21 protein-coding genes are annotated in these 25,904 nt (G+C 69.9%); 13 read left to right on the top strand and 8 right to left on the bottom strand.

The window, feature by feature from the left end:
• Positions 1-18: 18 nt before the first annotated feature.
• From QWJ38_RS22685 to QWJ38_RS22695, 3 genes are all read left to right on the top strand, one after another.
• Positions 19-693: a response regulator transcription factor gene (locus QWJ38_RS22685; protein WP_290361415.1), complete on the top strand. Its 675-nt coding sequence runs from the start codon at positions 19-21 to the stop codon at positions 691-693.
• Between the two features lie 70 nt (positions 694-763).
• Positions 764-1,306, top strand: coding sequence for a deoxycytidylate deaminase (locus QWJ38_RS22690; protein ID WP_290361416.1), 543 nt, complete (start codon positions 764-766; stop codon positions 1,304-1,306).
• Between the two features lie 82 nt (positions 1,307-1,388).
• The gene (locus QWJ38_RS22695) at positions 1,389-1,769 is read left to right on the top strand and encodes a hypothetical protein (protein ID WP_290361417.1); all 381 of its coding nucleotides are present in this window, start codon (positions 1,389-1,391) and stop codon (positions 1,767-1,769) included.
• A gap of 67 nt (positions 1,770-1,836) precedes the next feature.
• Here the strand turns inward: QWJ38_RS22695 and QWJ38_RS22700 are convergent, their stop codons facing one another.
• Entirely contained in the window at positions 1,837-2,100 is a 264-nt protein-coding gene (locus QWJ38_RS22700; protein ID WP_290361418.1) for a hypothetical protein, read from the bottom strand.
• A 161-nt stretch (positions 2,101-2,261) separates the two neighbouring features.
• Between QWJ38_RS22700 and QWJ38_RS22705 the strand changes: the two genes are divergently transcribed.
• The 5 genes from QWJ38_RS22705 to QWJ38_RS22725 all read left to right on the top strand — a co-directional run bounded on the left by QWJ38_RS22705 (position 2,262) and on the right by QWJ38_RS22725 (position 11,462).
• Positions 2,262-3,542 carry a glutamate carboxypeptidase gene (locus QWJ38_RS22705; RefSeq protein ID WP_290361419.1) on the top strand — a complete coding sequence of 427 codons (1,281 nt, stop codon included), beginning with the start codon at positions 2,262-2,264 and terminating at the stop codon, positions 3,540-3,542.
• 254 nt (positions 3,543-3,796) lie between these two features.
• Entirely contained in the window at positions 3,797-6,646 is a 2,850-nt protein-coding gene (locus QWJ38_RS22710; RefSeq protein ID WP_290361420.1) for a TonB-dependent receptor, read from the top strand.
• Between the two features lie 163 nt (positions 6,647-6,809).
• Entirely contained in the window at positions 6,810-8,675 is a 1,866-nt protein-coding gene (locus tag QWJ38_RS22715; RefSeq protein WP_290361421.1) for a patatin-like phospholipase family protein, read from the top strand.
• Positions 8,672-10,618 (top strand): bifunctional acetyl-CoA hydrolase/transferase family protein/GNAT family N-acetyltransferase, encoded by a 1,947-nt coding sequence (locus QWJ38_RS22720; protein WP_290361422.1) that lies wholly within the window; start codon positions 8,672-8,674, stop codon positions 10,616-10,618. The genes QWJ38_RS22715 and QWJ38_RS22720 overlap by 4 nt, the downstream gene beginning before the upstream one ends.
• A gap of 187 nt (positions 10,619-10,805) precedes the next feature.
• Positions 10,806-11,462, top strand: coding sequence for a PEP-CTERM sorting domain-containing protein (locus QWJ38_RS22725; RefSeq protein WP_290361423.1), 657 nt, complete (start codon positions 10,806-10,808; stop codon positions 11,460-11,462).
• Positions 11,463-11,480: 18 nt separating this feature from the next.
• Here QWJ38_RS22725 and QWJ38_RS22730 read toward each other — a convergent pair whose 3' ends face one another.
• Positions 11,481-14,309: an ATP-binding protein gene (locus QWJ38_RS22730; protein ID WP_290361424.1), complete on the bottom strand. Its 2,829-nt coding sequence runs from the start codon at positions 14,307-14,309 to the stop codon at positions 11,481-11,483.
• 94 nt (positions 14,310-14,403) lie between these two features.
• A complete protein-coding gene (locus QWJ38_RS22735) occupies positions 14,404-15,555 on the bottom strand; it encodes an alpha-hydroxy acid oxidase (protein WP_290361425.1) in 1,152 nt (383 codons plus the stop codon).
• 82 nt (positions 15,556-15,637) lie between these two features.
• On the opposite strand from QWJ38_RS22735, the gene QWJ38_RS22740 reads away from it, so the two are divergent.
• From QWJ38_RS22740 to QWJ38_RS22755, 4 genes are read left to right on the top strand one after another with little or no spacing between them, the layout of a single operon-like run.
• Entirely contained in the window at positions 15,638-16,183 is a 546-nt protein-coding gene (locus QWJ38_RS22740) for a DUF4256 domain-containing protein (protein ID WP_290361426.1), read from the top strand.
• A gap of 31 nt (positions 16,184-16,214) precedes the next feature.
• Complete coding sequence (locus tag QWJ38_RS22745) at positions 16,215-17,924, top strand: tetratricopeptide repeat protein (protein ID WP_290361427.1); 1,710 nt, start codon at positions 16,215-16,217, stop codon at positions 17,922-17,924.
• Positions 17,921-18,295, top strand: coding sequence for a YbaN family protein (locus tag QWJ38_RS22750; RefSeq protein WP_290361428.1), 375 nt, complete (start codon positions 17,921-17,923; stop codon positions 18,293-18,295). Before QWJ38_RS22745 ends, QWJ38_RS22750 begins: the two co-directional genes overlap by 4 nt.
• 21 nt (positions 18,296-18,316) lie before the next feature.
• Positions 18,317-18,673, top strand: a complete 357-nt coding sequence (locus QWJ38_RS22755; protein ID WP_290361429.1) for an MmcQ/YjbR family DNA-binding protein — start codon at positions 18,317-18,319, stop codon at positions 18,671-18,673.
• Here the strand turns inward: QWJ38_RS22755 and dinB are convergent, their stop codons facing one another.
• The 5 genes from dinB to argH all read right to left on the bottom strand — a co-directional run bounded on the left by dinB (position 18,674) and on the right by argH (position 24,694).
• Entirely contained in the window at positions 18,674-19,930 is a 1,257-nt protein-coding gene (gene dinB, locus QWJ38_RS22760; RefSeq protein WP_290361430.1) for a DNA polymerase IV, read from the bottom strand.
• Positions 19,931-19,994: 64 nt separating this feature from the next.
• Positions 19,995-21,596 carry a galactarate dehydratase gene (gene garD, locus QWJ38_RS22765; protein WP_290361431.1) on the bottom strand — a complete coding sequence of 534 codons (1,602 nt, stop codon included), beginning with the start codon at positions 21,594-21,596 and terminating at the stop codon, positions 19,995-19,997.
• Positions 21,597-21,612: 16 nt separating this feature from the next.
• Positions 21,613-22,599 carry a tripartite tricarboxylate transporter substrate binding protein gene (locus tag QWJ38_RS22770; RefSeq protein ID WP_290361432.1) on the bottom strand — a complete coding sequence of 329 codons (987 nt, stop codon included), beginning with the start codon at positions 22,597-22,599 and terminating at the stop codon, positions 21,613-21,615.
• A gap of 147 nt (positions 22,600-22,746) precedes the next feature.
• Positions 22,747-23,205 (bottom strand): hemerythrin domain-containing protein, encoded by a 459-nt coding sequence (locus QWJ38_RS22775; protein WP_290361433.1) that lies wholly within the window; start codon positions 23,203-23,205, stop codon positions 22,747-22,749.
• 52 nt (positions 23,206-23,257) lie between these two features.
• A complete protein-coding gene (gene argH, locus QWJ38_RS22780) occupies positions 23,258-24,694 on the bottom strand; it encodes an argininosuccinate lyase (protein WP_290361434.1) in 1,437 nt (478 codons plus the stop codon).
• Between the two features lie 94 nt (positions 24,695-24,788).
• Here argH and QWJ38_RS22785 point away from each other — a divergent pair, with 94 nt between their 5' ends.
• On the top strand, positions 24,789-25,904 hold the full coding sequence (locus tag QWJ38_RS22785) for a sensor histidine kinase (RefSeq protein WP_290361435.1): 1,116 nt from the start codon (positions 24,789-24,791) through the stop codon (positions 25,902-25,904).

Raw genomic sequence — 25,904 nt, forward strand, 5'->3', positions numbered from 1 at the left:
CGAAAGCAGGGATGGATCATGGACCAGCTCAATGAGCAATGCCTGTGCGGCCAGGCGGCCGAAGAGAACCCGCCGCCGCACCTTCACATCGTCGATACCGATGCCGGCCTGCGCGCCGCCTTGCAGCGGCTGATCGCGGCGCAGGGCCTGGCCGTCAGCGGCCATGCCTCGGCCGAGGCCTTTCTGGCCGGCTTCGATCCGGCCGAGCATGGTTGCGCGATCGTCGATCTGGCGATGCCGGGCCTGGACGGGCTGGCGCTGCAGCGGGCCATGAGGGCGCGCGCCAGCCATATGCCGGTGATCTTCCTGACCGGCCAGGCCGATCTGCAGCGCTGCGTCGAGGCGATGAAGCAGGGCGCCAGCGACTTCCTCGGCAAGCCGGTCGACGAGACGGTGCTGCTGGCGGCCATCCAGCATGCGCTGGACAGGAACCTGCTGCTGCGCAGGAACTGCCGCCAGCGCGCGGCCGGCCAGGCGCTGCTGGCGACGCTGACCGCGCGCGAGCGCGAGGTGCTGCGCCATGTGATCGCCGGCCGGCTGAACAAGCAGATCGCCGCCGAGCTGGGCACGGCCGAGAAGACGGTCAAGGTCCACCGCGCACGCGGCATGGAGAAGATGCAGGTGCGCTCGGTGGCCGAGCTGGTGCGCATGGTCGAGCGCTCGCAGCTCAGCGGCCTGGACCTGTCGGTCTGAACCCGCGCGCCGGGGCCGCTAGACTGTCGTCGGCGCCGGCTCCCGGCGCGCGTTCCGTCAAGCAGCTGCGATGCAAAACATATCCCTGATCGACTGGCATTCGATGTTCATGGGCGTGGCCCTGCTGGCGGGCGCGCGCTCGAAGGACGCGCGCAAGCGCAACGGCGCCTGCATCGCCAGCGCCGACAACAAGATCCTGGGCGTCGGCTACAACGGCCTGCCGCGCGGCTGCGACGACAGCGACCCGGCCTACTGGGCCGATGACGACGCCGATCCACGCCAGTCGCGCCACAGCTATATCGTCCATGCCGAGGTCAACGCGATCCTGAACTGCGTCGTGCTGCCGCTGACCGGCGGCACGATCTACGCGACCCAGTTCCCCTGCCCGCGCTGCGTGCAGTCCATCATCCAGGTCGGCATCCGCCGCGTCGTCTATCTGGAGAAGAAGGCGCACCACCTGCCGCTCAACGAGGCCTCGGGCAAGATGCTGGCCGACGCCGGCGTCGAGGTGCGCGCGCTGGCCGAACTCGGGCCGGTGGCGGCCAACTGGTGCGAGCAGCTGGCCGGCTTCATCGCGCCGGGCCAGCTCGACCTGAGCGGAAACAGCGGCTGAAAGACCGGCTTTTTCGGATTTAAGTTCGGCGCGCGGCGGCCATCATGGCGCCATTGCCAACGCCAGCTCCGACGAGGCCGCCATGATCATCCCGCTGCACCTGCTTCCCGCCGATCTGCATTCGGACGCCACGCTGTGCTTCGATCTGCCGGCCGAGCAGGCGCCGCGCTACACGCTGGGCGGCGCCGAGCTCGATCCGGCGCTGCGCCCGCGCGCCGCTGCTGTCGAGCTGGGCTCGCCGATCGCCGGCCCGGTGGCGATGGCCGATCTGCAGCGCTTCGAGGCGCTGATGGCCGGCGAGGGCATCGCCCTGCAGCCGACCCGCATGCTCTACGACCGGCTCTATGCCTGCGAACGCCTGGCCCAGGGCCATGCCAGCGCCAGCCAGGCGCTGCGCAATCTGTCCATGCAGCTGTTCCACGACTATCAGCGCGCCGGCGAGTGGATCGGCCTGATCCACTGAAGCGGCACCGGCCCGACAAGCACAAAGCCCTCGCATGCGAGGGCTTTGTTCATGGTGCGGGCGGCGCTCAGAGAGCCGTCAGCCAGTCGCAGCGCAGCCGGCCACGCCGGTGCAGGCGCGAACGCCAGGCGGCATAGGCGCTGGGAAGCAGGAAGCTGGCCAGGCACAGCGGCAGCAGCATGAAGGCATGCAGCAAGAGCAGCGCCGGCACGCCGATCCAGCCCAGCACCCAGCTCATCAGCACCAGATCCCAGGCATAGAGTTCGACCGGGTGCTGGCGGCCATGCAGGCGCAGCCAGCATTTCACTTGGGCCAGTTGCGTCAGGGTCATGGCACACCTCCGCTGGGATCGGTACGGCTGGGATTTGTCAGCTTGGTGTCAGCAAATTTAGCATCGAGCGGGCCGGCGTGGGGCCTCGACCTCCTCAATCTTTTCGATATATCGAGCCTGCCGATAATCGCCGGCAGGCAAGGGCGACGAGGAGGCAATCGATGCGTGCTGGATGGCTTTGGAAGGGCTTGGCAAGCCTGCTGCTGCTGGCGCCGCTGATGGCGGCGGCCGATCTGCAAGCGGCCTGGCTGGCGGCGGCCAAGCGCGAGCAGCCGGCGCTGCTGGCCAGCCTGCGCGAGTTCTGCGCGATCGAGAGTGGCAGCCGCGATCTCGACGGCCTGCGCCGCATGGCCGAGCTGCTGGCCGCGCGCTTGCGCGCGCTCGGCGGCGAGGTCGAGTTCGTCGAGCCGGCCGAGGTCTACCGGATGGAGGACACGCCGGCCGAGCTGGGCCGCAGCGTCAAGGCGGTGTTCCGCGGCGGCGGCACGAAGAAGCTGCTGCTGATCGCGCATATGGACACCGTCTATCCGGCCGGCACGCTGGCGCGCCAGCCCTTTGCGATCCGCGAGGACCGCGCCTACGGCCTCGGCATTGCGGACGACAAGCAGGGCCTGGCCGTCGTGCTGCACAGCCTGGCGCTGCTGAAGGCGCTGGACTACCGCGGCTATGGCCAGATCACCGTGCTCTTCAATGCCGATGAGGAACTGTCCTCGCCCGGCTCGCGTGCGCTGCTGGCGCGGCTGGGCGCCGAGGCCGATGCGGTGATGTCCTTCGAGGGCTCGGGCGCCAGCAACGACAAACTGTCGCTGGCCACGGCCGGCATCGCCTCGGCCCAGCTGACCGTCCATGGCCGTGCCGCCCATGCCGGCGGCGCGCCGCAGGCCGGCGTCAACGCGCTCTACGAGCTGGCGCACCAGATCCTGCAACTGCGCGAGCTGGGCGACCCGGCCAGCGGCGTGCGCCTGAACTGGACCATGGCCAAGGCCGGCGTCGTGCGCAATATGGTGCCGCCGCTGGCCACCGCCGAGGCCGATGTGCGGGTGCTGCGCACGCAGGACTACGAGGCGCTGGAGCAGCGCCTGCAGCAGCGCATCCAGTTCCGCCTGCTGCCCGAATCGCGCGTCGAGCTGAACTTCGAGCGCCGGCGCCCGCCGCTGGAGGCCAGCGAGGCGGCGCGTGCCTTTGGCGAGCATGCGCGCAAGGTCTATGCGGAGCTGGGCCTGGCGCTGCGTGTCGACGCGATCGCCGAGGGCGGCGGCACCGACGCCGCCTTCGCCGCCCAGCGCACGCAGGCACCGGTCGTCGAGCGCTTCGGTCTGCGCGGCGCCGGCGCGCACAGCAGCGACGCCGAGTACATCCTCGTCAGCTCGATCGTGCCGCGCCTGTATCTGGCGGCCCGGATGATTGCCGAGTTCTGCGAGGGCCGGATTCGGACGCCCTAGCCGACATAACGCAAGCTCATGGCCGCGCATCGATTTGGTATGCGCGCGCCGGCGGCGGAACGAGTCCAATCCAATACCGATTTACATCCGCTTTACAAACAGGCGGATGGAATCGGACGCCCGCCGCTGCGGGTGCCCGGTGCCGGATCCCGGCGGCGCGGTTCTGGCCGCTGCGGTCGCCGTGCTGCCGGTCCTCGATCGACCCGACGCCGCCGCCCGCTGGGCCGCGCGTCCCAAGAACAGAAAGAGACGCCATGAAATTCCATCGCACCCCCGTCGCGGCCGCGCTCTCGACGGCCTTGTCGGCCGGCCTGCTCGGCGCGGCGCTGAACGCCCGCGCCGCCGACGAGCCGACTGCGCCGCCCAAGGCCGAGGAAAAGGCCAAGCTCGAGCAGGTCGTCGTCACCGGCATCCGCGCCTCGATCGCCAAATCGCTCGACACCAAGCGCAATGCCGACACCAATGTCGAGGTCGTCTCGGCCGAGGACGTGGGCAAGCTGCCCGACAAGAACATCGCCGATGCGCTGTCGCGCCTGCCCGGCGTCAATGTGCAGTTCGGCGGCGCGCTCGCCATGGACGAGGCCGAGCGCGTCTCGATCCGCGGCACCAGCCCCAACCTGAACCTGGTGACCGTCAACAGCCATTCGCTGAGCTCGGGCGACTGGCATGTCGGCGACCAGCAGTCCAGCGTGCGCAGCGTCGGCTTCGGCATGATGCCCTCGCAGCTGATCGGCCAGTCCATCGTCTACAAGACCCAGCGCGCCGACCTGACCGAGGGCGGCATCTCGGGCAGCATCGACATCATCACGCGCCGTCCGCTGGACTTCCAGAAGTCGCTCAGCGGCGAGATCGCCGTCGGCGCCGTCTATGCCGACCTGCCGGACAAGATCGACCCGCAGCTCAGCGGCCTGATCGCCTGGAAGAGCGCCGACAACACCTTCGGCGTGCTGCTGCAGGCATTCAAGGAAGATCGCAGCCTGCGCCGCGATGGCGAGGAGACCTTCAGCTATGGCGTGATCAGCGCCGCCCAGGCGGCTGCCTCGGGCAATCCGGAACTGGCCGGCAAGCGCATGCCGGGCTCGCTGAACCTGGCCATGTTCGAGGGCAAGCGGGAGCGCGCCGGCGGCTTCGGGGCCGTGCAGTTCAAGCCCAACCGCGTGGTCGAGCTGAACGCCAGCGCCTTCAAGGCCGAGCTGCAGGCCGACAACTACAACAGCTCCGCCTATGCGGTGCCGACCAATCTGGTCGCCAACGGCTGGCTGATCCGCAATCCGGTGATCGACGGCAACACCATCGTCAAGGCCGATCTGGTGCGCCCGGCCAATTCGACCGCCAGCGTCGGTGGCATGCAGTTCGACCACAATCTGCGCCAGGGTGCCAAGTCGGAGACCTCGTTCTACGACCTGGACCTGAAGGTCAATGCCAACGACGAGCTGAGCCTGCGCGCCCGCTACGGCTACACGGCGGGCCGCGGCGCGACGAACTCGCAGCCCTCGCTGACCTTCGGCCTGGTCAATCCGAACCTCAGCTACAAAATCAACCAGTCGAACCCGACCGACTTCGCGCTGACGAACTCGGCGACCGGCCAGGCTATCGACCTGAGCCAGGTATCCAGCTTCGTGCAGCTGATCCCCTCGGGTGCTCGCGCCGATTCGCGCGACAGCGAGAACTACCTGCATCTGGACGCCGAGTACCAGGTGCGCAACAGCTGGCTGAGCGCCGTCAAATGGGGCGTGCGCGGCTCCAAGCACACGCGGCTCTACGAAGTGACCGCGCCGCGCTGGAAGGCCCAGGACGAGCCGGGCTTCGCCGGCTTCGGCCCGACCATTATCGGCCTGGCGCAGACGCCGGGCGCCATCGTCACGCCGGGTGACGTGCCGGTGCCGGCGACGCTGTACCCGAGCGACTGGGCCAGCGGCCTGGACGGCAACTTCCCGCGCAATCCCTTCCGCTTCGATCCCGCGCAGATCCAGGGCTTCGTCGACAAGTACTACTACCTCGATCCGGTCCAGGGCCGCAACTGGGCCGGCGGCTATCGCGTCGACGAGAGCAACCAGGCGATCTATCTGATGGGCGACTTCGAGCTGTCGGACAAGGTGTCGGGCAATGCCGGCCTGCGCATGGTCAAGACGACGGTCGATTCGCTGTCCTACCAGGCCTTGACCTCGGGCACCGGCCCGGGCCAATGCGTGCCGCTGCAGCCCTGCAATGTGCCGGGCGCCATCGTCGGCTCGCGTTTCGCCACCTACATCCCGCAGCAGGTGTCGACCAGCCACACGGCGGCGCTGCCCAGCCTGAACATGGCCTGGCAGCTGCGCAGCGATCTGCTGGCGCGCGGCTCGCTGTCGCGCAGCATGGGCCGGCCGAACTACAACGAGCTGGCCGGCGCGGTCTCGCTGAACAATGCCTTGCTGACCGGCACCAGCGGCAACCCGCGGCTGAAGCCGGTGACCAGCAACAATGTCGACGCGACCCTGCAGTGGTACTTCGCGCCGCGGGCGCTGGCCTCGGTGGGCGTGTTCGCCCAGCACCTGCACGACTATGTGAAGGCCGGCACCTCGGTGGTCGAGTACTTCAACACCTCGACCAATGCGATGAGCCCCTATGTGGTCAGCTCGCGGCGCGGCGTCAAGGCGCAGCTGAAGGGCGCCGAAGGCGCGCTGGAACTGCCGATCGGCGGCGGCTTCGGCGTCAACGTCAACGGCACCTACGTCGACTCCAAGGATGCCGACGGCGTCGAGATGCTGGGCACCTCGAAGTGGACCTACAACCTGCGCGGCTACTACGAGGACGACCGCTTCAGCGCCAGCCTGGCCTGGAACTACCGCAGCGACTACTCGACCGGCTTCGTCGGCAATGGCACCAATGTGCCGCTGATGACGAACGGCGTGATCACGCAGTACAACGGCCTGCGCTATTACGACGGCTACGGCAGCCTGGCCCTGTCGCTGGGCTTCAAGATCACCAAGGACATCAGCGTGACCTTCGACGGCAACAATCTGCTGAACCCGCTGCGCCATACCTACGACCTGAGCGAGAACGCGCCCGGCTACTGGCATGAGAGCGGCCGCCAGTACTACCTTAACCTGCACATGAAGTTCTGAGCATCACTCACCCCCGAAAGGGGGTTAGGGGCCGGTACGCCCCGGCAGCAGCAAGAGGCCTTGGCGCCTCTTGTCCCTTGGGGATCGGGTATTGCGCTGATTCGCCGCCATTGCGCTCGCGGTACATTCAGCGCAATCCTCCGTCTGTATTGCCGCTCACCCCATGCCCAAGGCTTCCGATCGCCCGCAACACCTCGATGCCCTGCTGATGCGCCATCTGCCGACCCTGCTCGGCGATGTCGAACCGAGTGCGATCGAACTGCTGCTGGAGCATCTGGAATGGGTGGAGATTGCCGGCGGCCAGCCGCTGATGAAGCAGGGCGAGGCCGGCGACGCGATGTACCTGCTGGTCAGCGGCCGCCTGCGCGCCTACATCACCAACGAGTATGGCGAGCAGCGCATGGTGCGCGAGATCGCGCGCGGCCAGATCGTCGGCGAGATGAGCCTCTATACCGACGAGCCGCGCTCGGCGACCCTGGTCGCGATCCGCGACTCGGTGCTGGTGCGCCTGGGCAAGGCCGAGTTCAAGCGCCTCTTGTCGATCAGCGCCCAGGTCTCGATCGCGCTGACGCGCCAGATCATCCAGCGCCTGCAGACCGAGGCCTCGCGCACCTCGATGGACCGGCCGGTGACCGTGGGCCTGCTGCCGGTCAGCGCCGGTGTCGACCTGGCCGGCTTTGCCGCCAGCCTGGCCGAGCAGCTGGGCACGCATGGCCGTGTCGTCGTCATCGATGCGGCCTGGCTCGATGCCGACCTCGGCGAGCCCGGCATCACCGAGCGCGCGTCCAGCGACGTCGACGCGAACCGCCGCATCGCCGTGCGCCTGGACGAGATCGAGGCGGCGCACGACTTCGTGCTGCTGCTCTCAGACACCACCGCCACGCCCTGGACCTCGCGCTGCACCCGCCATTGCGACGAACTGCTGCTGCTGGCCGATGCCGACCAGCCGGCGCTGCTGCATCCGATCGAGGAAGAGTGCCTGGTGCGCCGTCCGGCGCGCACCGACGCAGCCGAGATCCTGGTGCTGCTGCATCCGGCCGATCGCCGCTCGCCCAGCGGCACCGCGGCCTGGCTGGCGCGCCGGCCGCTGGCCGACCACCGCCATATCCGGCCCGAGCTGACGCGCGATATGGCGCGGCTGGCGCGCATGGTCAGCCGCACCGGCGTCGGCCTGGTGCTGGCCGGCGGCGGCGCGCGCGGCCTGGCCCATATCGGCGTGCACCGCGCCCTGCAGGAGCGCGGCATCGAGATCGACGTCGTCGGTGGCACCAGCATCGGCTCGGTGATGGCCGCCTATGTCGCGGCCGACCAGAGCTCGGACGCGGTGACCCGCAGCGCGCGGCGCGCCTTCTCCTCCAACCCGACCGGCGACTTCAATCTGCTGCCCATGCTCTCGCTGATCAAGGGGCGGCGCCTGCGCCGCATCGTCAAGCAGGGGCTGGAGGAATTGACCGGTCAGGACGATGCGCAGGTCGAGGATCTGTGGAAGAGCTATTACTGCGTCGCCACCAACTACTCGAAGGCCAGCGAGCAGATCGTGCGCAGCGGCTCGCTGCGCAATGCGATCCTGGCCAGCATCGCGATACCGGGCGCCCTGCCGCCGCTGATCAGCGACGGCGACCTGCTCTGCGACGGCGGCACCTTCAACAACTTCCCGGTCGACGTGATGCGCAGCACGCGCGGCATCGGCCGCGTGATCGGCGTCGACCTCAGCTTCCGCAAGCCGCGCCGCATCGAGCATGCCGAGGTGCCGGGCACCTGGGCGCTGCTGCGCGACCGGCTGCGCCCGCGCAAGCAGCGCCGCTACAAGCTGCCCTCGCTGGCCGCCTATCTGATGAACGTGACGATTCTGTACAGCACCTCGCGCCAGCGCGAGGTGCGCAAGCTGACCGACGTCTATATGAACCCGCCGCTGGACCGGGTCGGCATGCTGCAATGGAACCGTTTCGACCAGATCGTCCAGCAAGGCTATGAGCATGCCTGCCAGGTGCTCGACGCGCCCAAGCTGGCCACCGGGAGCGCCGCATGACGCAACAAGCCGCCGGCCTGCTGGCCCGCCTGACCGCCGCCTGGGCCGCACGCCGGCAGGCCGCTGCCGGCCCGGATCCGGCCGACGCCGGCATCGATCCGCGCCTGGCCGGCTGCGCCGACAGGGTCTGCACGGCCGCCGAGGCGGTGGCGCGCATCCAGCCGGGCGACCATGTCTTCGTCGGCAGCGCCTGCGCGACGCCGCGCGCGCTGGTGGCGGCGCTGGAGGCGCTGCGGCCGACGCCGGCCGATGTGGAGCTCGTGCATTTCCTGACCGACCATGCGGTCGCGCACGATGCCGAGGGCCAGCCCTTGACGCGCTTTCGCCACCGCAGCTTCTTCGTCGGCCAGGACATGCGCTCGGCCGTGCGCCGCGGTCTGGCCGACTATGTGCCGATCTCGCTGGCGCGCGTGCCGGAGCTGATCGCGATCGGCCGCGTGCGCGTCGACGTCGCGCTGATCCAGGTCTCGATGCCGGACGATTTCGGCTATGTCAGCCTGGGCATCTCGGTGGACGTGATCCCGGCGGCGCTGAAGCGGGCACGCCTGGTGATCGCCGAGGTCAACCCGGCGATGCCGCGCAGCATGGGCGACTCGATGCTGCATGTCGGCGAGATCGACCATCTGGTGCCCATCGACACGCCGGTGATCGAATACCAGCACCCGACGCAGCCGGGGCCGGTGGTCGAGAGCATCGCCCGCTATATCGGCAGCATCATCGACGACGGCTCGACGCTGCAGATCGGCATGGGCCGCTTCAGCAACGAGGCGCTCAAATACCTGAGCGACCGGCGGGACCTGGCCATCCATTCCGATGTCATCACCGACGCCATCATCCCGCTGCTGGAGAAGGGCATCCTGACCGGCAAGCGCAAGAGCAACCAGCCGGGCAAGATCGTCTGCAGCTTTGCGATGGGCTCGCGCCGGCTCTACGAGCTGATCGACGGCAACCCGCTGTTCTCCTTCCAGCCGATCGAGGCGGTCTGCGACGCCTGGACGGTGTCGCGCCAGCACAAGATGGTGTCCGTGACGCAGGCCTTTTCGGTCGATCTGAGCGGCCAGGTCTGCGCCGACCAGTTCGGCGGCGATTTCTACGGCGGCCTGGCCGCGCAGAGCGAATTCCTGCAGGGCGCCTCGCGCTCGCCCGGCGGCAAGGCGGTGATCTGCCTGGCCTCCACCGATGCCGAGGGTCAGGTCTCGCGCATCCGGGCGGTGCTGCCGGCCGGCGAGGGCGCGACGATCGCGCGCAGCGACGTCCATTACGTGATCACCGAATACGGCATCGCCCATCTGTTCGGCAAGTCGATCCGCGAGCGCGCGATCGCGCTGATCCAGATCGCCCATCCGGAGCACCGGCCGGCACTGTTCGAGCAGGCGCAGCAGCTCGGCTATCTGCCGGCCGAGCAGAAGCTGCGCAATCTGCGTGCCTATGCGGTCGAGGAGGAGCGCCAGGTCATGCTGAAGGACCGGCGCGAGCTGCTGCTGCGCCCGGCCGGCGCAGCCGATGGCGACGCGGTGCGCGAGCTGTTCCACCGCATGCCCGAGCGCGATGTCTACACGCGCTTCTTCCGCAAGATCCGCGGCCTGTCGATCGCCGACGTGCAGCGCCTGTGCAATGTCAATGGCGAGACCGAGGTGGCCGTGGTGGCCGTCACCGGCAGCCGCGAGGATCCGCAGGTCGTCGCCCATGCGCTCTATGTGCTGGACCCCTCGACCAATCTGGCCGAGACCGCCTTCATCGTCCACCCCGACTGGCAGGGCAGCGGCCTGGGCAGCCAGCTGCAGCAACAACTGGCCCTGCACGCCAGGGCCGCCGGCGTGCGCGGCTTCGTGGCCGAGATCCTGCCGACCAATGAGCAGATGATCCGGCTCGCCCGCCAGGGCTCCAGCGAGGTCAGCACCGAGCAGATGGACGGCACGGTGCGGGTGACGACCCTGTTCTGAGCCGGCCAGCCGGCCCACTGGCTGTCGGGATTCCTTACAGCGGCGCGGCGGCGGCTGGCCGTCAGCGGTCCCGCGCCGGCCGGATTAGCCCGTCGATTCAAGCATCTAAGGCGAAAGCTAACCGCGCCCTCGCGCGGTGGCCCGCTTTTTGCTGCGGTGCTCACTTGTATCGACGAGGGGAAGAACAATGTCATCGAAATTTCGCCATCTGATTGCCAGCGCCTTTTGTGCGATGGCCGCCCTGTTTGCGGCCCCGGCCCAGGCGACGCTGGTGGTCGGCAGCTGGGATCCGCCGTTCGGCGCGCCGTTCGCCGAACTGGGCTGGCGTGGCGAGGCGGTCTTCTATGTGGCCGATGACTGCAAGACGGTCGACGGCGTGCGCATCGTCGTGATCAACTGCAGCCCGAGCAAGATGAAGGTGCAGAGCGCCCATGTGGAGCTCTACAACATCAATGACCCGAGCCCGCAGCCGACCAAGCAGGTGCTGGACTTCACCGGCGACATGTGGCTGCTGGCCGCCCATTTCGACAGCGCCGGCGTCATCGACGGCATCTCCGCGGTCACCAATCCCTTCCTGATGGAGAAGGGCCTGATCAGCGAGGCCAAGGTCGGCGGCAACGACGTCTACTTCTCGCTGGCCTTCGAGTTCCTGTCCGGCGGCACCACCGCCCATCTGGGCTATGCCGTCTCGCAGGCCGGCATCATCCAGGGCTGGAACAACGGCGCCGACTATCCGGCTGCCGTCACCCTGCAGATCATCGAGTTGCCGGAACCGGCCTCGATCGCCCTGGTGCTGGGCGCCCTGGGCGCTGCCGGCTTCGCCACGCGCCGCCGCCGCGGCTGATTCAAGGCCGCCGGGCGCTCAGCCCGGCGCCGACAGGCTCTGGGCGCGATCGAGCGCCTCGATCCAGGTCCAGGCGCGGCCATCCTGCAGGGCCGCCTCGGCCGCCACCGCACCCAGCTGAGCACTCAAACGCTGTTCCAGTTGCTGCTGCGCCTTGCCGGCCTCGGCCGGTCGCGGCAGACCCGCGCGGACACGCGCCTGCTCGGCCGCGGCCCCCAGCGCCAGTGCGATGGCCGGCCGGCCGCGCGCCTCGGCCAGGCGCGCATGGTCGTCCAGGCTTTGCAGCAGTTCCTCGCGCATCTCGAAGGCGCGGAAGGCGCGCAGCGCCTCGGCCAGCCGCTCGCGCGCGGCCGGCAACTGGCCCTCGTGCAGATCGCAGCGGCCCAGGCTGGCCAGCGCGCGCGCCACGTCGCGCTTGTCGCCGGCCTCGCGGCACAGCTGCAGCGCGCGCTCCAGATGCTGGCGCGCGGACGCCAGCTCGCCGCCGCCAAAGGCGACCTCGCCCAGCACCAGCTCGCACTCACCCTCGACCTCCAGGTTCTCGAGCTCGCGCGCCAGCGCGGCGCCCAGGCGCAACTGCTCGGCGGCCGCCTCGGGCCGGCCCAGGCGCAATTCGATATAGCCCAGATGCTGCAGGGCAATCGCCTCGCCGACCCGGTGGCCCAGCTTGCGGAACAGCTGCAGCGCCTCGTCCTCGGCCGCGCGTGCCGCCGCCGCATCGCCGATCGACAGCAGGGCCATCGACAGGGTCGACAGCGTGGCGGCGACGCCCGTCTCGTCCTGCAGCCGGCGCCGCAGCGCCAGGCAGGTCTCCAGCATGCGGCGCGCCTCGGCCGGATCGCCCTGGGTGATGGCCAGCGCCGCGCCGACATAGAGCGCATGCGCATGGGCCATGTCCGTGGCCTGGATGGCCGGCATCGCCAGCGCGGCGCGCACGGTCTCGCGGCCCTCGGCCAGATAGCCGCGCATGGTCCAGAAACCCTGCAGCGCCACCGGCAGCTTGACGGCCAGGAAGGGATCGATGCCTTCGGCGCCGCTGCGCGCGGCGGCCAGCGCGACGCGCAGATTGTCCAGATCGGCCTCGCCCCGCTCGACCCATTCGGCCTGCTGCGCGCCCTGCAGGCCGTCGCGCAGCTGCTTGGCCAGGCCGAAGAAATGGTCCAGATGGTGGCGGGTCAGCAGCAGCAGCTCGCCGCTGGCCTCCAGCTTCTCGCGCGCATAGTCGCGCAAGGTCTCCAGCATGCGATAGCGGGTCGCGCCGCCGGGCTGCTGGTCCAGCATCACCAGCGACTTCTCGACCAGCGAGTCGAGCAGGTCCAGCACGTCGAGCGGATCGAGCGGCGCCTCGCCGCAGATCGCCTCGACGGCGGCCAGCTCGAAGCCGCCGACGAAGATGCCCAGGCGCTGCAGCAGCTGCTGCTCGCTCGGCTGCAGCAGCTCGTAAGACCAGTCGACCAGCGCGCGCAGCGTCTGCTGGCGCTGCTGCAACTGGCGGCTGCCGCCGGTCAGCAGCTTGTAGCGATCCTGCAGCCGCTTGTTGATGTCGGCCACCGCCAGCACGCGCACGCGCGCGGCGGCCAGCTCCAGCGCCAGCGGGATGCCCTCGAGCCGCGCGACCAGCTCGGCCACGGCCGGGGCCTCCCGCTCGTTCAATTCGAAATCGGGCTTGTGCGCGCGGGCACGCTCGACGAACAGGCGCACCGCGGTCAGCCGTCCCAGCTCGGCCACGCTCTGCTCGCGCCCCGGCAGCGGCAGCGGCAGCACCGGATAGGTCTGCTCGCCCGGCACATGCAGGGCGATGCGGCTGGAGGCGATGATGCGCAGCTGCGGCGCGGCGCGCAGCAGCGCATGGGCCAGCTCGGCACATTTCTCGATCAGGTGCTCGCAGTTGTCCATCACCAGCAGCAGGCGGCGGTTCTGCAGCTGCTTGGTCAGGGTCTGCAGCAGCGGCTGCCCCGGTTCTTCCTGCACCTGCAAGAGGCGCGCGGTCTCGGCCAGCACCAGGGCCGGATCGCGGATCGGCGCCAGATCGAGGAACCAGGCGCCGTCGGGGAAGTCGCCCAGCAGCTCGGCCGCCACCTGCAGCGAGAGCCGGGTCTTGCCCAGGCCGCCCATGCCCAGCAGCGTCACCAGGCGGACGCCCTCGACCAGGCGCGTGCCCTCCAGCAGGCGCTTGACCTCGTCGATCTCGCGCTCGCGGCCGAGGAAGGGCGTCGCCTGGGGCGGCAGATTGTTGGGCACGGCCTTGATCGGCAGCCAGCGCTCGCCGACGCGGGCGACGCGGTAGCTCTTCTCGCCGTCCGGCGGCGCGCTGAACGGACCGGCGCCGACCTCGAACAGCTCTAGCGGCTCGGACACGCCCTTCATCTGCCAATGGCCATGCGATTGCGCCCGCTCTTCGCCGGCGAGCTCGCCCAGCGCCTGCACGGCGGCGGCGCTGAGCAGGGTCTGGCCGCCCTTGGCCAGCGCCATCACCCGCGCGGCCGTCGGCTTGGCCAGGCCCTCGACCTCCAGCGGCTTGGCGCCGCGGGCGATGTCGGCCGCCTCGTTCTCGCGCAGGATCACCGGCCCGACATGCAGGCCGGCGCGCGCCTTCAGCGGGATGTGCAGGCCTTCCAGCGCCTGGTGATAGGCGCGTGCATAGGCCAGCGCCTGGCTGGCCTGCTCGAACAGCAGCAGCATGCCGTCGGTCTTGTCGATCTCGCGGCCGCCATGCGGCGGCAGCAGATCACGGGCGACTCGGTCGTGGGCGGCCCACAGCGCGGCCATATCTTGATCGCCGAGCAGGGTGGACAGGTGGGTGCTGTCGACCACATCGGTCAACAGCAGGGCGCGTAACTCGCTCATCGTGAACAGCCGGGTGGGAGTAACGGCTTGTGAATGCCCTCATCTTAGCCGGCCTTGCTTGGGGCCCGCTGACAGCGCGGCCATGGGGGCCCGCTCAGCGCGGCAGACTGGACGGCAAGAGAATGCCACGGTCGACCTGGGCCAACTGCGTATGGCCGCAGAAGGCCATCGTCAGATCGAGCTCGCGATGGATGATCTCCAGCGCCTTGGCCACGCCGGCCTCGCCCATGGCGCCCAGGCCGTACAGCATCGCGCGGCCGATATAGGTGCCGCGCGCGCCCAGGGCCCAGGCCTTCAGCACGTCCTGGCCCGAGCGGATGCCGCCGTCCATATGGACCTCTATGTCTGCGCCGACCGCCTCCACGATGGCCGGCAGCGCGCGGATGCTGGATTCGGCGCCGTCGAGCTGGCGCCCGCCATGGTTGCTGACGATCAGCGCGTCGGCGCCGCTGGCGACGGCCAAGCGCGCGTCCTCGACGTCCTGGATGCCCTTCAGGATCAGCTTGCCGCCCCAGCGCTTCTTGATCCACTCGACATCGCCCCAGTTCAGCTGCGGGTCGAACTGCTTGGCCGTCCATTCGGACAGGGAGCCCATGTTCTCGACCCCGCGCACATGGCCGACGATATTGCCGAACTGGCGTCGCTTGGTGCCCAGCATGCCCATGCACCAGCGCGGCTTCGTCGCCAGATTGATCAGATTGGCCAGCGTCGGCTTCGGCGGTGCGGACAGGCCGTTCTTCAGGTCCTTGTGGCGCTGGCCGAGGATCTGCAGGTCCAGGGTCAGCACCAGCGCGCCGCAGTTGGCCGCCTTGGCGCGGTCGATCAGGCGCTCGATGAAGTCGCGGTCGCGCATCACATAGAGCTGGAACCAGAACGGCGCCTGGGTGTGCGCGGCGATGTCCTCGATCGAGCAGATGCTCATCGTCGACAGGGTGAACGGGATGCCGAAGGCCTCGGCCGCGCGCGCGGCCAGGATCTCGCCGTCGGCATGCTGCATGCCGGTCAGCCCGGTCGGTGCGATTGCCACCGGCATCGCCACCGGCACGCCCACCATCTGCGTCGCCGTGCTGCGGTTCTCCATATTGACGGCGACCCGCTGGCGCAGCTTGATCTGCTGGAAGTCCTCGGAGTTGGCGCGGTAGGTGCCCTCGGTCCAGGAGCCGGAGTCGGCGTAGTCGTAGAACATCCGCGGCACGCGCCGCTGGGCCAGCACTCTGAGGTCTTCGATGCAGGTAATCACGGGCATGGCGTCGTCTTTCTGTCGCTTCGGCGTGGGGGCGGACCGGTGCCCTACTGTATCCACGGATCCTGCCTACACTGCGGCCACGATGAAGACAGCCGAACGCGATTCCTTGCTGGGCCTGCTGCAGGCCCGTTTCGAGCAATATGGCCGGCGCCATCCGGGCATTGCCTGGGCCGAGGTGCTGGCGCGGCTGGCGGCGCAGCCGGGCGCGCTCGAGCTGCTGCAGCGGATGGAGCAGACCGGCGGCGAGCCGGACGTGATCGGCCGCGAGGAGGCGAGCGGCCGCATGCTCTTCTGCGACTGCGCGGCGGAGAGCCCGGCGGGCCGCCGCAGCCTCTGCTACGACGAGGCGGCGCTGGCGGCGCGCAAGGAGCACAAGCCGGCCGGCAGCGCCGTCGAGCTGGCCGCGGCCATCGGCATCGAACTGCTGGACGAGGCGCAGTACCGCGCGCTGCAGGCGCTGGGCGAGTTCGACCTGAAGACCTCCAGCTGGGTGCGCACGCCGGCGGCGATCCGCCAGCTTGGCGGCGCGCTGTTCTGCGATCGGCGCTATGGCCAGGTCTTCACCTATCACAACGGCGTCCAGTCCTATTACGCGGCGCGCGGCTTTCGCGGCCGCCTGCTGGTCTGAGCCGCGGCAGGACTGGCTAAACTGCCGGCCGATGATGAGCAACGCCGCCACCCTCCCGTCCATGCTGCAAGCCGGCCTGCAGGCGCAGGCGCGCGGCGATCTGGCCGCGGCCGAGCGCCTGCTGGCCCAGGTCGCCGAGCAGGCGCCGCGCCAGGCGCAGGCCTGGTTCGCGCTGGGCAATGTGCGCGAGGACCTGCAGCGCCTCGCCGAGGCCGAGGTCTGCTACCGGCGCACGGCCGAGCTGATGCCGGGCCTGGCCGAGGCGCATTACAACCAGGCGCGCATGCTGCAGCGCCTGGGGCGCGGCGCCGAGGCGCGCGTGGCGATCGCGCAGGCGCTGCGCTGCAAGCCCGGCGCGGCCAATATGCTGCAGCTGCGCGCGATGCTGGAGGAAGAGGCCGGCGATCTGGCGGCCGCCCTGCAAAGCCTGGACGCGGCGATTGCCGCCGCACCCGAGCGTGCCGCGCTGCATCACAACCGCGCCGTCGTGCTGCAGCGCCAGCAGCAGCATGCGCTGTCGCTGGCCGCGCACGAGCGCGCGCAGGCGCTGGGCCTGGACGTCGCCGATGCCCATTACAACCACGGCAATACCTTGCGCAGCCTGGGCCGCGATGACGAGGCGCTGGCCGCCTACCGGCGCGCGCTGGCGCGCGATCCGCAGCACGGCCTGGCGCTGTACGACCTGGCACGGCTGCGCTGGAATGCCGGCGATGCCGATTTCGCCGCCGAGCTGCGCGCGGCCGAGGCGGCGGCGCCGGCCTCGGCGACGGCCGCCGGCATCCATGCGCGCCTGCTGCTGAACGCCGAGCGCCATGCCGAGGCGGTGGAGCTGTTCCGCCGCGCCATTGCCCGTGCGCCGGCGGCCTCCGGCTATCACGACGGACTGGGCCTGGCCCTGAGCCGGCTCGGCCGCCATGAAGAGGCGCTGGCCGCGCACGAGCAGGCGGTGCGCCTGGCGCCGGCCGACCCGACCGCGCGCTCCAACCATGCACACAGCCTGCTGGCCGCCGGCCGGCCGGCCGAGGCGGCCGCGCAGGCCGAGGCGGCGCTGGCGCTGGCGCCGCAGGACCAGCATGTGCTGGCGCTGCTGGGCCTGGCCTGGCGCGCGCTTGGCGATCCGCGCGAGCCCTGGCTGAACGACTATGCGCGCCTGGTGCGCGTGTTCGATCTGCCGGCGCCGGACGGCTTTGCCGATATGGAGGCCTTCAATGCCGCGCTGGCGGCCGAACTGACCCGGCGCCATACCGACCGGCGTGCGCCGATCGACCAGAGCCTGCGCGAGGGCACGCAGACGCGCGGCAATCTGCTCGACGAAGACCATCCGCTGATCGTCGCGCTGCGCCGGCGGCTTGCCGAGGCGATCGACCGTTATGTCGCCGAGCTGCCCGTCGACGCCGAGCATCCCTTCCTGCGGCGCCGCGGCAGCGGCTGGCGCTTCACCGATTCCTGGTCCTCGCGGCTGCGCAGCACGGGCTTCCACACCAACCATGTGCACGCGCATGGCTGGCTGAGCTCCTGCTACTACGTCGCGCTGCCGGCGGCGGTCGATCGGCAGGGCCCGGCCGGCTGGATCAAGTTCGGCGAGCCCGATCTGGATCTGGGCCTGGCGCCGCAGCGGATCGAGCAGCCGCGCGCCGGCCGCCTGGTCTTGTTCCCATCCTGCTTCTGGCATGGCACGGTGCCCTTCGACGATGGGGGCATGCGCCTGACCGTCGCCTTCGACGTGAAGCCGCTGCCATGAACCCGAGCCAGGCGCGGCTGCTGCGGCCGCTGTTCCTGCTGGCCGGCGTGCTGTCGCTGCTGCTGGGCATCATCGGCATCTTTCTGCCGCTGCTGCCGACCACGCCCTTCGTGCTGCTGGCCGCCTGGTGCTTCGCGCGCGGCAGCCGGCGCTGCGAGGCCTGGCTGCTGCAGCACCGCGTCTTCGGCCCGCTGGTGCGCGACTGGCGCGAGCGCCGTGCCGTGCCGCTGCGGGCCAAGCAGCTGGCCACGCTGATGATGGCGCTCAGCTCGGTCTACGCCGCCACGCGGCTGCCGCTGGCCTGGTGCTGGCTGCCCGGCGCCTGCTGCCTGGCCGTCGCCGTCTGGCTGTGGCGCCTGCCGAACCGCTGATCGACCACGAGGATTCGCGCGATGAGTTTTGCCGCCCTGAAGCAACACGCCGCCGCCATGCCCGGCGCGACGATGGACATCAAATGGGGCGCCGACTGGGTCGCCAGCGTCGGCGGCAAGATGTTCCTGGTCGGCGGCCACGAGCCCGGGCCCTGGACCTCCTGCTCCTTCAAGGTCGACGAGCACCGCTTCCTGGAGCTCAGCGACCTGCCCGGTTTCGCCCCGGCGCCCTATATGGCGCGGCACCGCTGGGTGCAGCTGAGCGACCCCAGGGCGCTGCCGCTGGCCGATCTGAAGGCGCTGGTCGAGCGCTCCTACCAGCTGGTGCGCGCCGGCCTCAGCAAGAAGCTGCAGGCGAGCCTGGACGCCGGCGCCTGATCAGAACAGCGGCAGGGTCTCCGGCCGCGCCGCGCCGGACGGGGCCTCGGCCGACGCGCCGCGCGCCGTCTTCCTGGCCTTGGCGGCCGGTGGTGCATCGCCTGGATGCGAGAGATTGCCGATGCGCACACCCAAGAGGCGCAGGCGCTTGTCGAAATTGACGCGCTTCAGGCAGCTGCCGGCCGCGCGGCGCAGCGCCTGGGCATCGGCGATCGGCTCGTCCAGGGTCAGGTCGCGCGTCACCGTGTGAAAGCCCTCGAAGCGCAGCTTGATGCCGATGGTGCGGCCCTGGTAGCCCTTGCGCTCCAGATCGCCGGCCAGCTGCTCGCACAGCCGGGTGAAGATGCGGCCCAGCTCGGCGCGGTCGTGCACCGCGTGCAGATCGCGCTCGAAGGTGGTCTCCCGGCTGATCGAGACCGGCTCGCTGAAGGTGACCACCGGCCGGTTGTCGCGGCCATGCGAGGCCTCGTGCAGCCAGGCGCCGTAGCTCTTGCCGAACTGCTCGATCAGCCAGGCCGGCTCGGCCGCGGCGATCTGGCCGACCGTCTCAATGCCCAGCGCCGCCAGCCTGGCCGCCGCCTTGGGGCCGATGCCGTTGATCTTGCGCACCGAGAGCGGCCAGATGCGCGCCGGGATCTCCTCGGCCAGCAGGACGGTGATGCCGTCGGGCTTGTCGATCTCGGAGGCGATCTTGGACAGCAGCTTGTTCGGCGTGATGCCGATCGAGCAGGTCAGCCCGGTCGCGCGCAGCACCGAGTTCTTGATCTCGCGCGCGACCGAGCGGATGCCGCCCAGCGGGTCATGACCGACCGGCTCGCGGATGCCCGGCACGGCGCTCAGATCGATATAGATCTCGTCGATGCCGCGGTCCTCGATCACCGGCGCCAGCTCGGCGACGGCCGCCTTGAACAGGCGCGAGTAGTGGCGGTAGCGGTCGAAATCGGTCGGCAGCAGGATGGCGTCGGGCGCGCGCAGCGCGGCCTTCATCAGGCCCATGGCCGAGAAAACGCCCAGGTCGCGCGCCGCATAGGTCGAGGTCGTCGCCACGCCGCGGCCGGTGTAGTCGCGCAGCTTGGCGAACTCGCGCGTGCCGTCCTCGCGCAGGCGCGGCGCATGTTCGCGCCGCCCGCCGATCACGACCGGCAGGCCCTTCAGCTCCGGATAGCGCAAGAGCTCCACCGAGGCGTAGAACGCGTCCATGTCCAGATGCGCGATCAGGCGCTCGGGCAGGGGGCTGGAGGGCGGTTCGGCGGCCATGCCGCGGATTGTCGCGCGCGCTGCTGCCAGCGGCTGGCAGCAGGGTGTCGGATTAGCCCGGGCTTTAGGTCACCGGCGCGGGATTGAACAGCACCAGCGCGTTGTGCAGCTTCCAGTGCTCGGCCCAGGTCTTGCGGCGGCCGCTGGCCACGTCCAGCAGCAGACGGAACAGCTGCCAGCCCAGCTCCTCGATGCTGGCCTCGCCGTCGGCGACCTGGCCGGCGTTGAGGTCCATCAGATCGTGCCAGCGCCGCGCCAGATCGCTGCGCGTCGCGACCTTGACGACCGGGCATTCGGCCAGGCCATAGGGCGTGCCGCGGCCGGTGGTGAACACATGCAGATTCATGCCGGCGGCCAGCTGCAGGGTGCCACAGATGAAGTCGCTGGCCGGCGTGGCCGCATAGACCAGGCCGCGCTGCTGGCGGCCGAGCTTCTCGCCGGGCGAGAGCACATGCGAGATCGGCGCGCTGCCGCTCTTGATGATGGAGCCCATCGCCTTCTCGGCGATATTGGACAGGCCGCCGGCCTTGTTGCCCGGCGTGGTGTTGGCGGCGCGGTCGACGCGGCCGCGGTCCAGGTAGCGGTCGTACCAGCCGAGCTCGCGCACGATCGCTTCGGCCACCTCCGGCGTGGCGGCGCGGCTGGTCAGCTGTTCGACCGCGTCGCGCACCTCGGTGTTCTCGCTGAACATCACGGTGGCGCCGGCGCGCACCAGCAGGTCGGCGCAGAAGCCGACCGCCGGGTTGGCGGTGACGCCGGAAAACGCATCGCTGCCGCCGCACTGCACGCCGACGACCAGCTCGCTGGCCGGCACCGTCTCGCGCCGGCGCGCGTTCAGACGCGCCAGATGCGGCTCGGCGCTGCGCAGGATGTCGTCCAGCATGGACATGAAGCCCACATGGGCCTCGTCCTGCAGGCAGACCGTCTCCGGCCCCGCGCCCGGGTCGCGCTCGTCGACGATGGCGAAGCTGCCCGGCGGCAGCAGGCGCGTCGGCTGCAGCTTCTCGCAGCCCAGGCTGACCACCATCACCTCGCCGCCGAAGTTCGGATTCAGCGAGATGTTCTTCAGGGTGCGGATCGGGATCACCGCGTCGGGCGCGTCGATGGCGACGCCGCAGCCATAGCTGTGCTCGAGGCCGATCACGTCGTCCACGTTCGGATAGCGCGGCAGCAGCTCGGCCTTGATGCGCGCCACCGCCTGCGCGACGACGCCGGCCACGCATTGCACGGTGGTCGTGATCGCCAGGATGTTGCGCGTGCCGACCGAGCCGTCGGCGTTGCGGTAGCCCTCGAAGGTATAGCCGTCCAGCGGCGTCAGCGACGGCGGCTTGACGGTGGCCATCGGCAGGCCCTCCAGCGCGCGCGCCGCGGGCATCTGTAGCAGGCGCTCGTGCACCCAGCTGCCGGCCGGGATGTCCTTCAAGGCATAGCCGATGGGCACCTTGTAGCGCCGCACGACGCCGCCGGCCTCGATGTCGGTCAGTGCGACCTTGTGGCCCTGCGGCACCTGGTCGCGCAGCGTCAGGCCGGCGCCGGGCACGCCTTCGGGCAGCAGGGCGCCGGCCGGCAGGCCGCCGTCGTTGGCGACGATGGCCACGTTGTCGTCCGCATGCATGCGGATGGTCAGCGGCGGGCGGGAGGGGGGCGGGGCAGCTACTGCACTCATGGCGATCTCGTTGTCTTCAGTCCAGCGTGACCTTGCCTTCCTTGGCCACGCGCGTCCACTTGGCGATTTCCTGGCGGTTGAAATCGGCGAACTGGGCCGGGCTGTTGGCGCCGTGCACCAGGCCCAGGCCGTCCAGCTTGGCCTTGACCTCGGGCTGGGCGAGGATCTTCTCGACCTCGCCGTTGAGCCGCGTGACGATGGCCGCCGGCGTGCCGGCCGGCGCATACAGCGCCTGCCAGCTGGCGACGTCGAAGCCGGGCACGCCGGCCTCCTGCATGGTCGGCACCTGGGGCAGGGCGGCGGCGCGCTGCGCCGAGGTGACGGCCAGCGCGCGCACCTTGCCGGCCTGGATGTGCGGCAGGGCGACGGTGACCGTCTCGAAGCTGGACGGGATCTGGTTGCCGATCACGTCCTGGATCGCCGGCGCGCTGCCCTTGTAGGGCACATGGGCCAGGTCGGCGCCGGCCAGCAGCTTGAACAGCTCGCCGGACATGTGCTGGGAGCTGCCCTGGCCGGCCGAGGCGAAGGCGATGCTGTCGGGCTTGGCCTTGGCGGCGGCGATCAGGTCCTGGACGTTCTTGTAGGGCTGCTCGGTGCCGACCAGCAGCACGTTCGAGATGCTGCCCAGCAGGATCACCGGCGCGAAGTCCTTGAGCGCGTCATAGGGCATCCTCGGCTTCATTGCCGGATTGATCGCATGGCTGGCGATCGTGCCGAGCAGCAGGGTGTAGCCATCGGCCGGCGACTTGGCAACCGCGTCGGCGCCCAGCACGCCACCGGCACCGGCGCGGTTCTCGACGATGACGGTCTGCTTCAGCGCGACCTGCAGCTTCTCGCCGATCAGGCGGCCGAGGATGTCGCTGGTGCCACCGGCGGCAAAGGGAATGACCAGCTTGATCGGCTTGGCGGGCCAGCTGTCCTGGGCCTGCGCCAGCGGCGTGGCGAGAATGGCGCTCAGGGCGAGGGCGGCGCTGGCAAGCAGGGAGCGACGGTTTTGGTGCATGGCGGCTTGTCTCCGGTAGGGATGGGACCGCCTTGTTGCTGCATCGTTGGCGGTTTGTTGTCAGTCATCGTACAACAGGCGCCGGAGGCTCGCCAAGTAGGGAATTGGTGAGCCAGGGAATTAGAGCGCCGTGCGCGGGCGCGGAAGTCAGGCGCAGTTGCTGCTGCCGCTGCAGCAGGCGCTTTGCGGCTCGGCCTGCCCATCGAGGCCCAGTTGCCGCATCTGCTCGACCAGGGCCGCGTCCATCATCTCGGCATGGGCCGGGAACCATTGCGCCAGCTCGGTGCGCACGATGGTCAGCGGCTCGCGGTCGTTCAGCTCGGTGGCATAGCGAACCACCTCGCGCATCACGTTCAGCACCATCGCATGCTGGCTGCTGTGGCAGTTGACCGGCTCGAAGCCGGCGGCGGCCATCCAGCCCTCCTCCATGGCGAAATGCGCCTCGGTATGCGCGAGCAGCTCGCGAAAGGCCGGCAGCGCATCGCTGCCGGCGTCCAGCGCGGCGCCGAAGGCATTCAGCAGCTCGACGAATTCCTCGTGCGTGTCATCGAGCTGGGCATGGTTGAGGACCAGCTTGTCGGTCCAGGCAAGGGCAGGGTGATTCATGGGCTGCGAGTCTGCGCGCGGCCGGCGGCGCCGGCCTTGTGCGGGATCAGGATCAGGCCTGGGCCAGGCGGGCGCGGTGCCGCGCGACCTGGGCGCGCACCTGGGCCGGCGCGGTGCCACCGAGGATGTTGCGGGCCTCCAGCGAGCCGCGCAGGCTTAAGCCCTCGAACACGTCCTCGCCAATCCGCGCATCGAACTTCTGCAGCTCGGACAGCGGCAGCTGCGACAGGTCGACGCCTGCCTGAATAGCCGTCTTGACCGCATGCGCGACGATCTCGTGCGCGTCGCGGAAGGCCAGGCCCTTCTTGACCAGGTAGTCGGCCAGATCGGTGGCGGTCGCATAACCCTTCAGCGCGGCGCGCTCCATTGCCTCGGGCTTCACCGTGATGCCGCCGGCCATCTCGGCAAAGATGCGCAAGGTGTCCTTCAAGGTGTCGACCGTGTCGAACAAGGGCTCCTTGTCCTCCTGGTTGTCCTTGTTGTAGGCCAGCGGCTGGCCCTTCATCAGGGTGATCAGGCCCATCAGATGGCCGACCACGCGGCCGGTCTTGCCGCGCGCCAGTTCGGGCACGTCGGGGTTCTTCTTCTGCGGCATGATGCTGGAGCCGGTGCAGAAGCGGTCGGCCAGGTCGATGAAGCTAAAAGCTTGGCTCATCCACAGGATCAGCTCCTCGGAGAGGCGCGAGACGTGCACCATCACCAGCGAGGCGGCCGCCGTGAACTCGATCGCGAAGTCGCGGTCGGAGACGGCGTCCAGGCTGTTCTGGCAGACGCAGGCTACGCCTTTGTCATCCACCATGCCCAGGGTCCGGGCGACGCGCTCGCGGTCCAGCGGATAGCTGGTGCCGGCCAGCGCGGCGGCGCCCAGCGGCAGGCGGTTGACGCGGCGGCGCACATCGGCCAGGCGCTCCGAATCCCGGGCGAACATCTCGACATAGGCCAAGAGGTGATGACCGAAGGAAACCGGCTGCGCCACCTGCAGATGGGTGAAGCCGGGCAGGATCACCTCGGCGTTCTTCTCGGCCACCTCGACCAGGGCCGTCTGCAAGGCGTTCAGCAGCAGCGACAGCTCGTCGATCTCGCCGCGCAGCCACAGGCGCACATCGGTGGCCACCTGGTCGTTGCGGCTGCGGCCGGTGTGCAGGCGCTTGCCCGCGACGCCGACCAGCTCGGTCAGCCGCGCCTCGATGTTCAGATGCACATCCTCGAGGTCCAGCTTCCACTCGAAGCTGCCGGCCTCGATCTCGCTCTTGATCTGGGCCATGCCGCGCTCGATGGCGGCGTGGTCCTCGGCCGACAGGATGCCCTGCGCCTGCAGCATCTCGGCGTGCGCCAGGCTGCCGGCGATGTCGGCCGCCCACAGGCGCTTGTCGAAGAACACGCTGGCCGTGTAGCGCTTGACCAGATCGCTCATCGGTTCCGAGAACAGGGCCGACCAGGCCTGGGATTTGTTGGCGAGCTGGTTGTCGGAGATCGGTGAAGACGACATGGTGGGCGTGGGCCTGGGCAGGGGCACAATGAAGCGAAACAAGACAGACGCGATTCTATCGGGCCCCCATTCCGCGCCCGCTTGCCGCAACGCCATGGCCGATTCCTCTTCCTCCTCGATCCACAAGCCCGCCCGCGACAGCGTCTGGTCCGACAGCAGCAGCCTGACCAGCATCCTCGGCTTCGCGCCGACCCAGCCCGATGATGCCGGCCAGCCGCTGGCGCCGCTGTTCGATCCGGGCCGCGTGTTCGACGTCTGCCATGTCGGCCTGGTGCTGCGCGCGGTGCTGGGCGTGCAGGGCCTGCTGGCGCTGGGCCTGGGCCTGGCCACGCAGGATCTGGCGCAATGGATGCGCGCGGTGGCCAGCGGCACCGTCGTGACGATGTCGGCCGTGCTGCTGTGGCTGCTGCTGGTCTGCGCGGCGCGGCGCCCGCTGGGCCGCCTGCCCGAGCTCTGGCAATGGCTGGCTCTGATGGCGCTCGGCGCGGCGACCGCCTCGTTGGGCTGGCAGCTGCTGAACCTGGCCAGCGACGAGCCCAGTGGCGCCTTCCGCCTGGCCAGCATCGCGATCACCGGCGCGGCCACCGCGGGCCTGCTGCTGGCCTGGCTGAAGCTGCGCGAGCGCTCGCAGCGGCCCGCCGATGCACTGGCGCAGCTGGTCGAGCTGCAGGCGCGCATCCGCCCGCATTTCCTGTTCAACACCCTGAACAGCGCGATCGCGCTGGTGCGCGTCGATCCGCAGCGGGCCGAGGGCGTGCTGGAGGACCTGTCCGAGCTGTTCCGCGTCGCTCTGGCCGATGCGACGGCGGCGGTCAGCCTGGACGAGGAGGTGGAGCTGGCGCGGCGCTATCTGGACATCGAGCAGATCCGCTTCGGCGAGCGGCTGCGCGTGCGCTGGAGCCTGGACCCGGCGGCCGCCGCCGCGCGCGTGCCGCCGCTGCTGCTGCAGCCGCTGGTCGAGAACGCGGTGCGCCATGGCGTCGAGCCGAACGACGCGGGCGGCGACGTCGAGGTGCAGACGCTGCGGCGTGGCGCCGAGGTCGAGATCCGCGTGATCAACAGCGTCGGCGCGCCGGCGCGCACCTCCGGTCACGGCCTGGCGCTGCGCAATGTGCGGCAGCGCCTGCGCCTGATGCATGATGTGGCCGCGCGCTTCGAGCTGAACCCGGAGCCGCACCGCTTTACCGTTCGCATCCTCCTGCCCCGATGA

The organism is Roseateles violae, from assembly GCF_030410485.1.
Lineage (GTDB): Bacteria > Pseudomonadota > Gammaproteobacteria > Burkholderiales > Burkholderiaceae_C > Roseateles_D > Roseateles_D violae.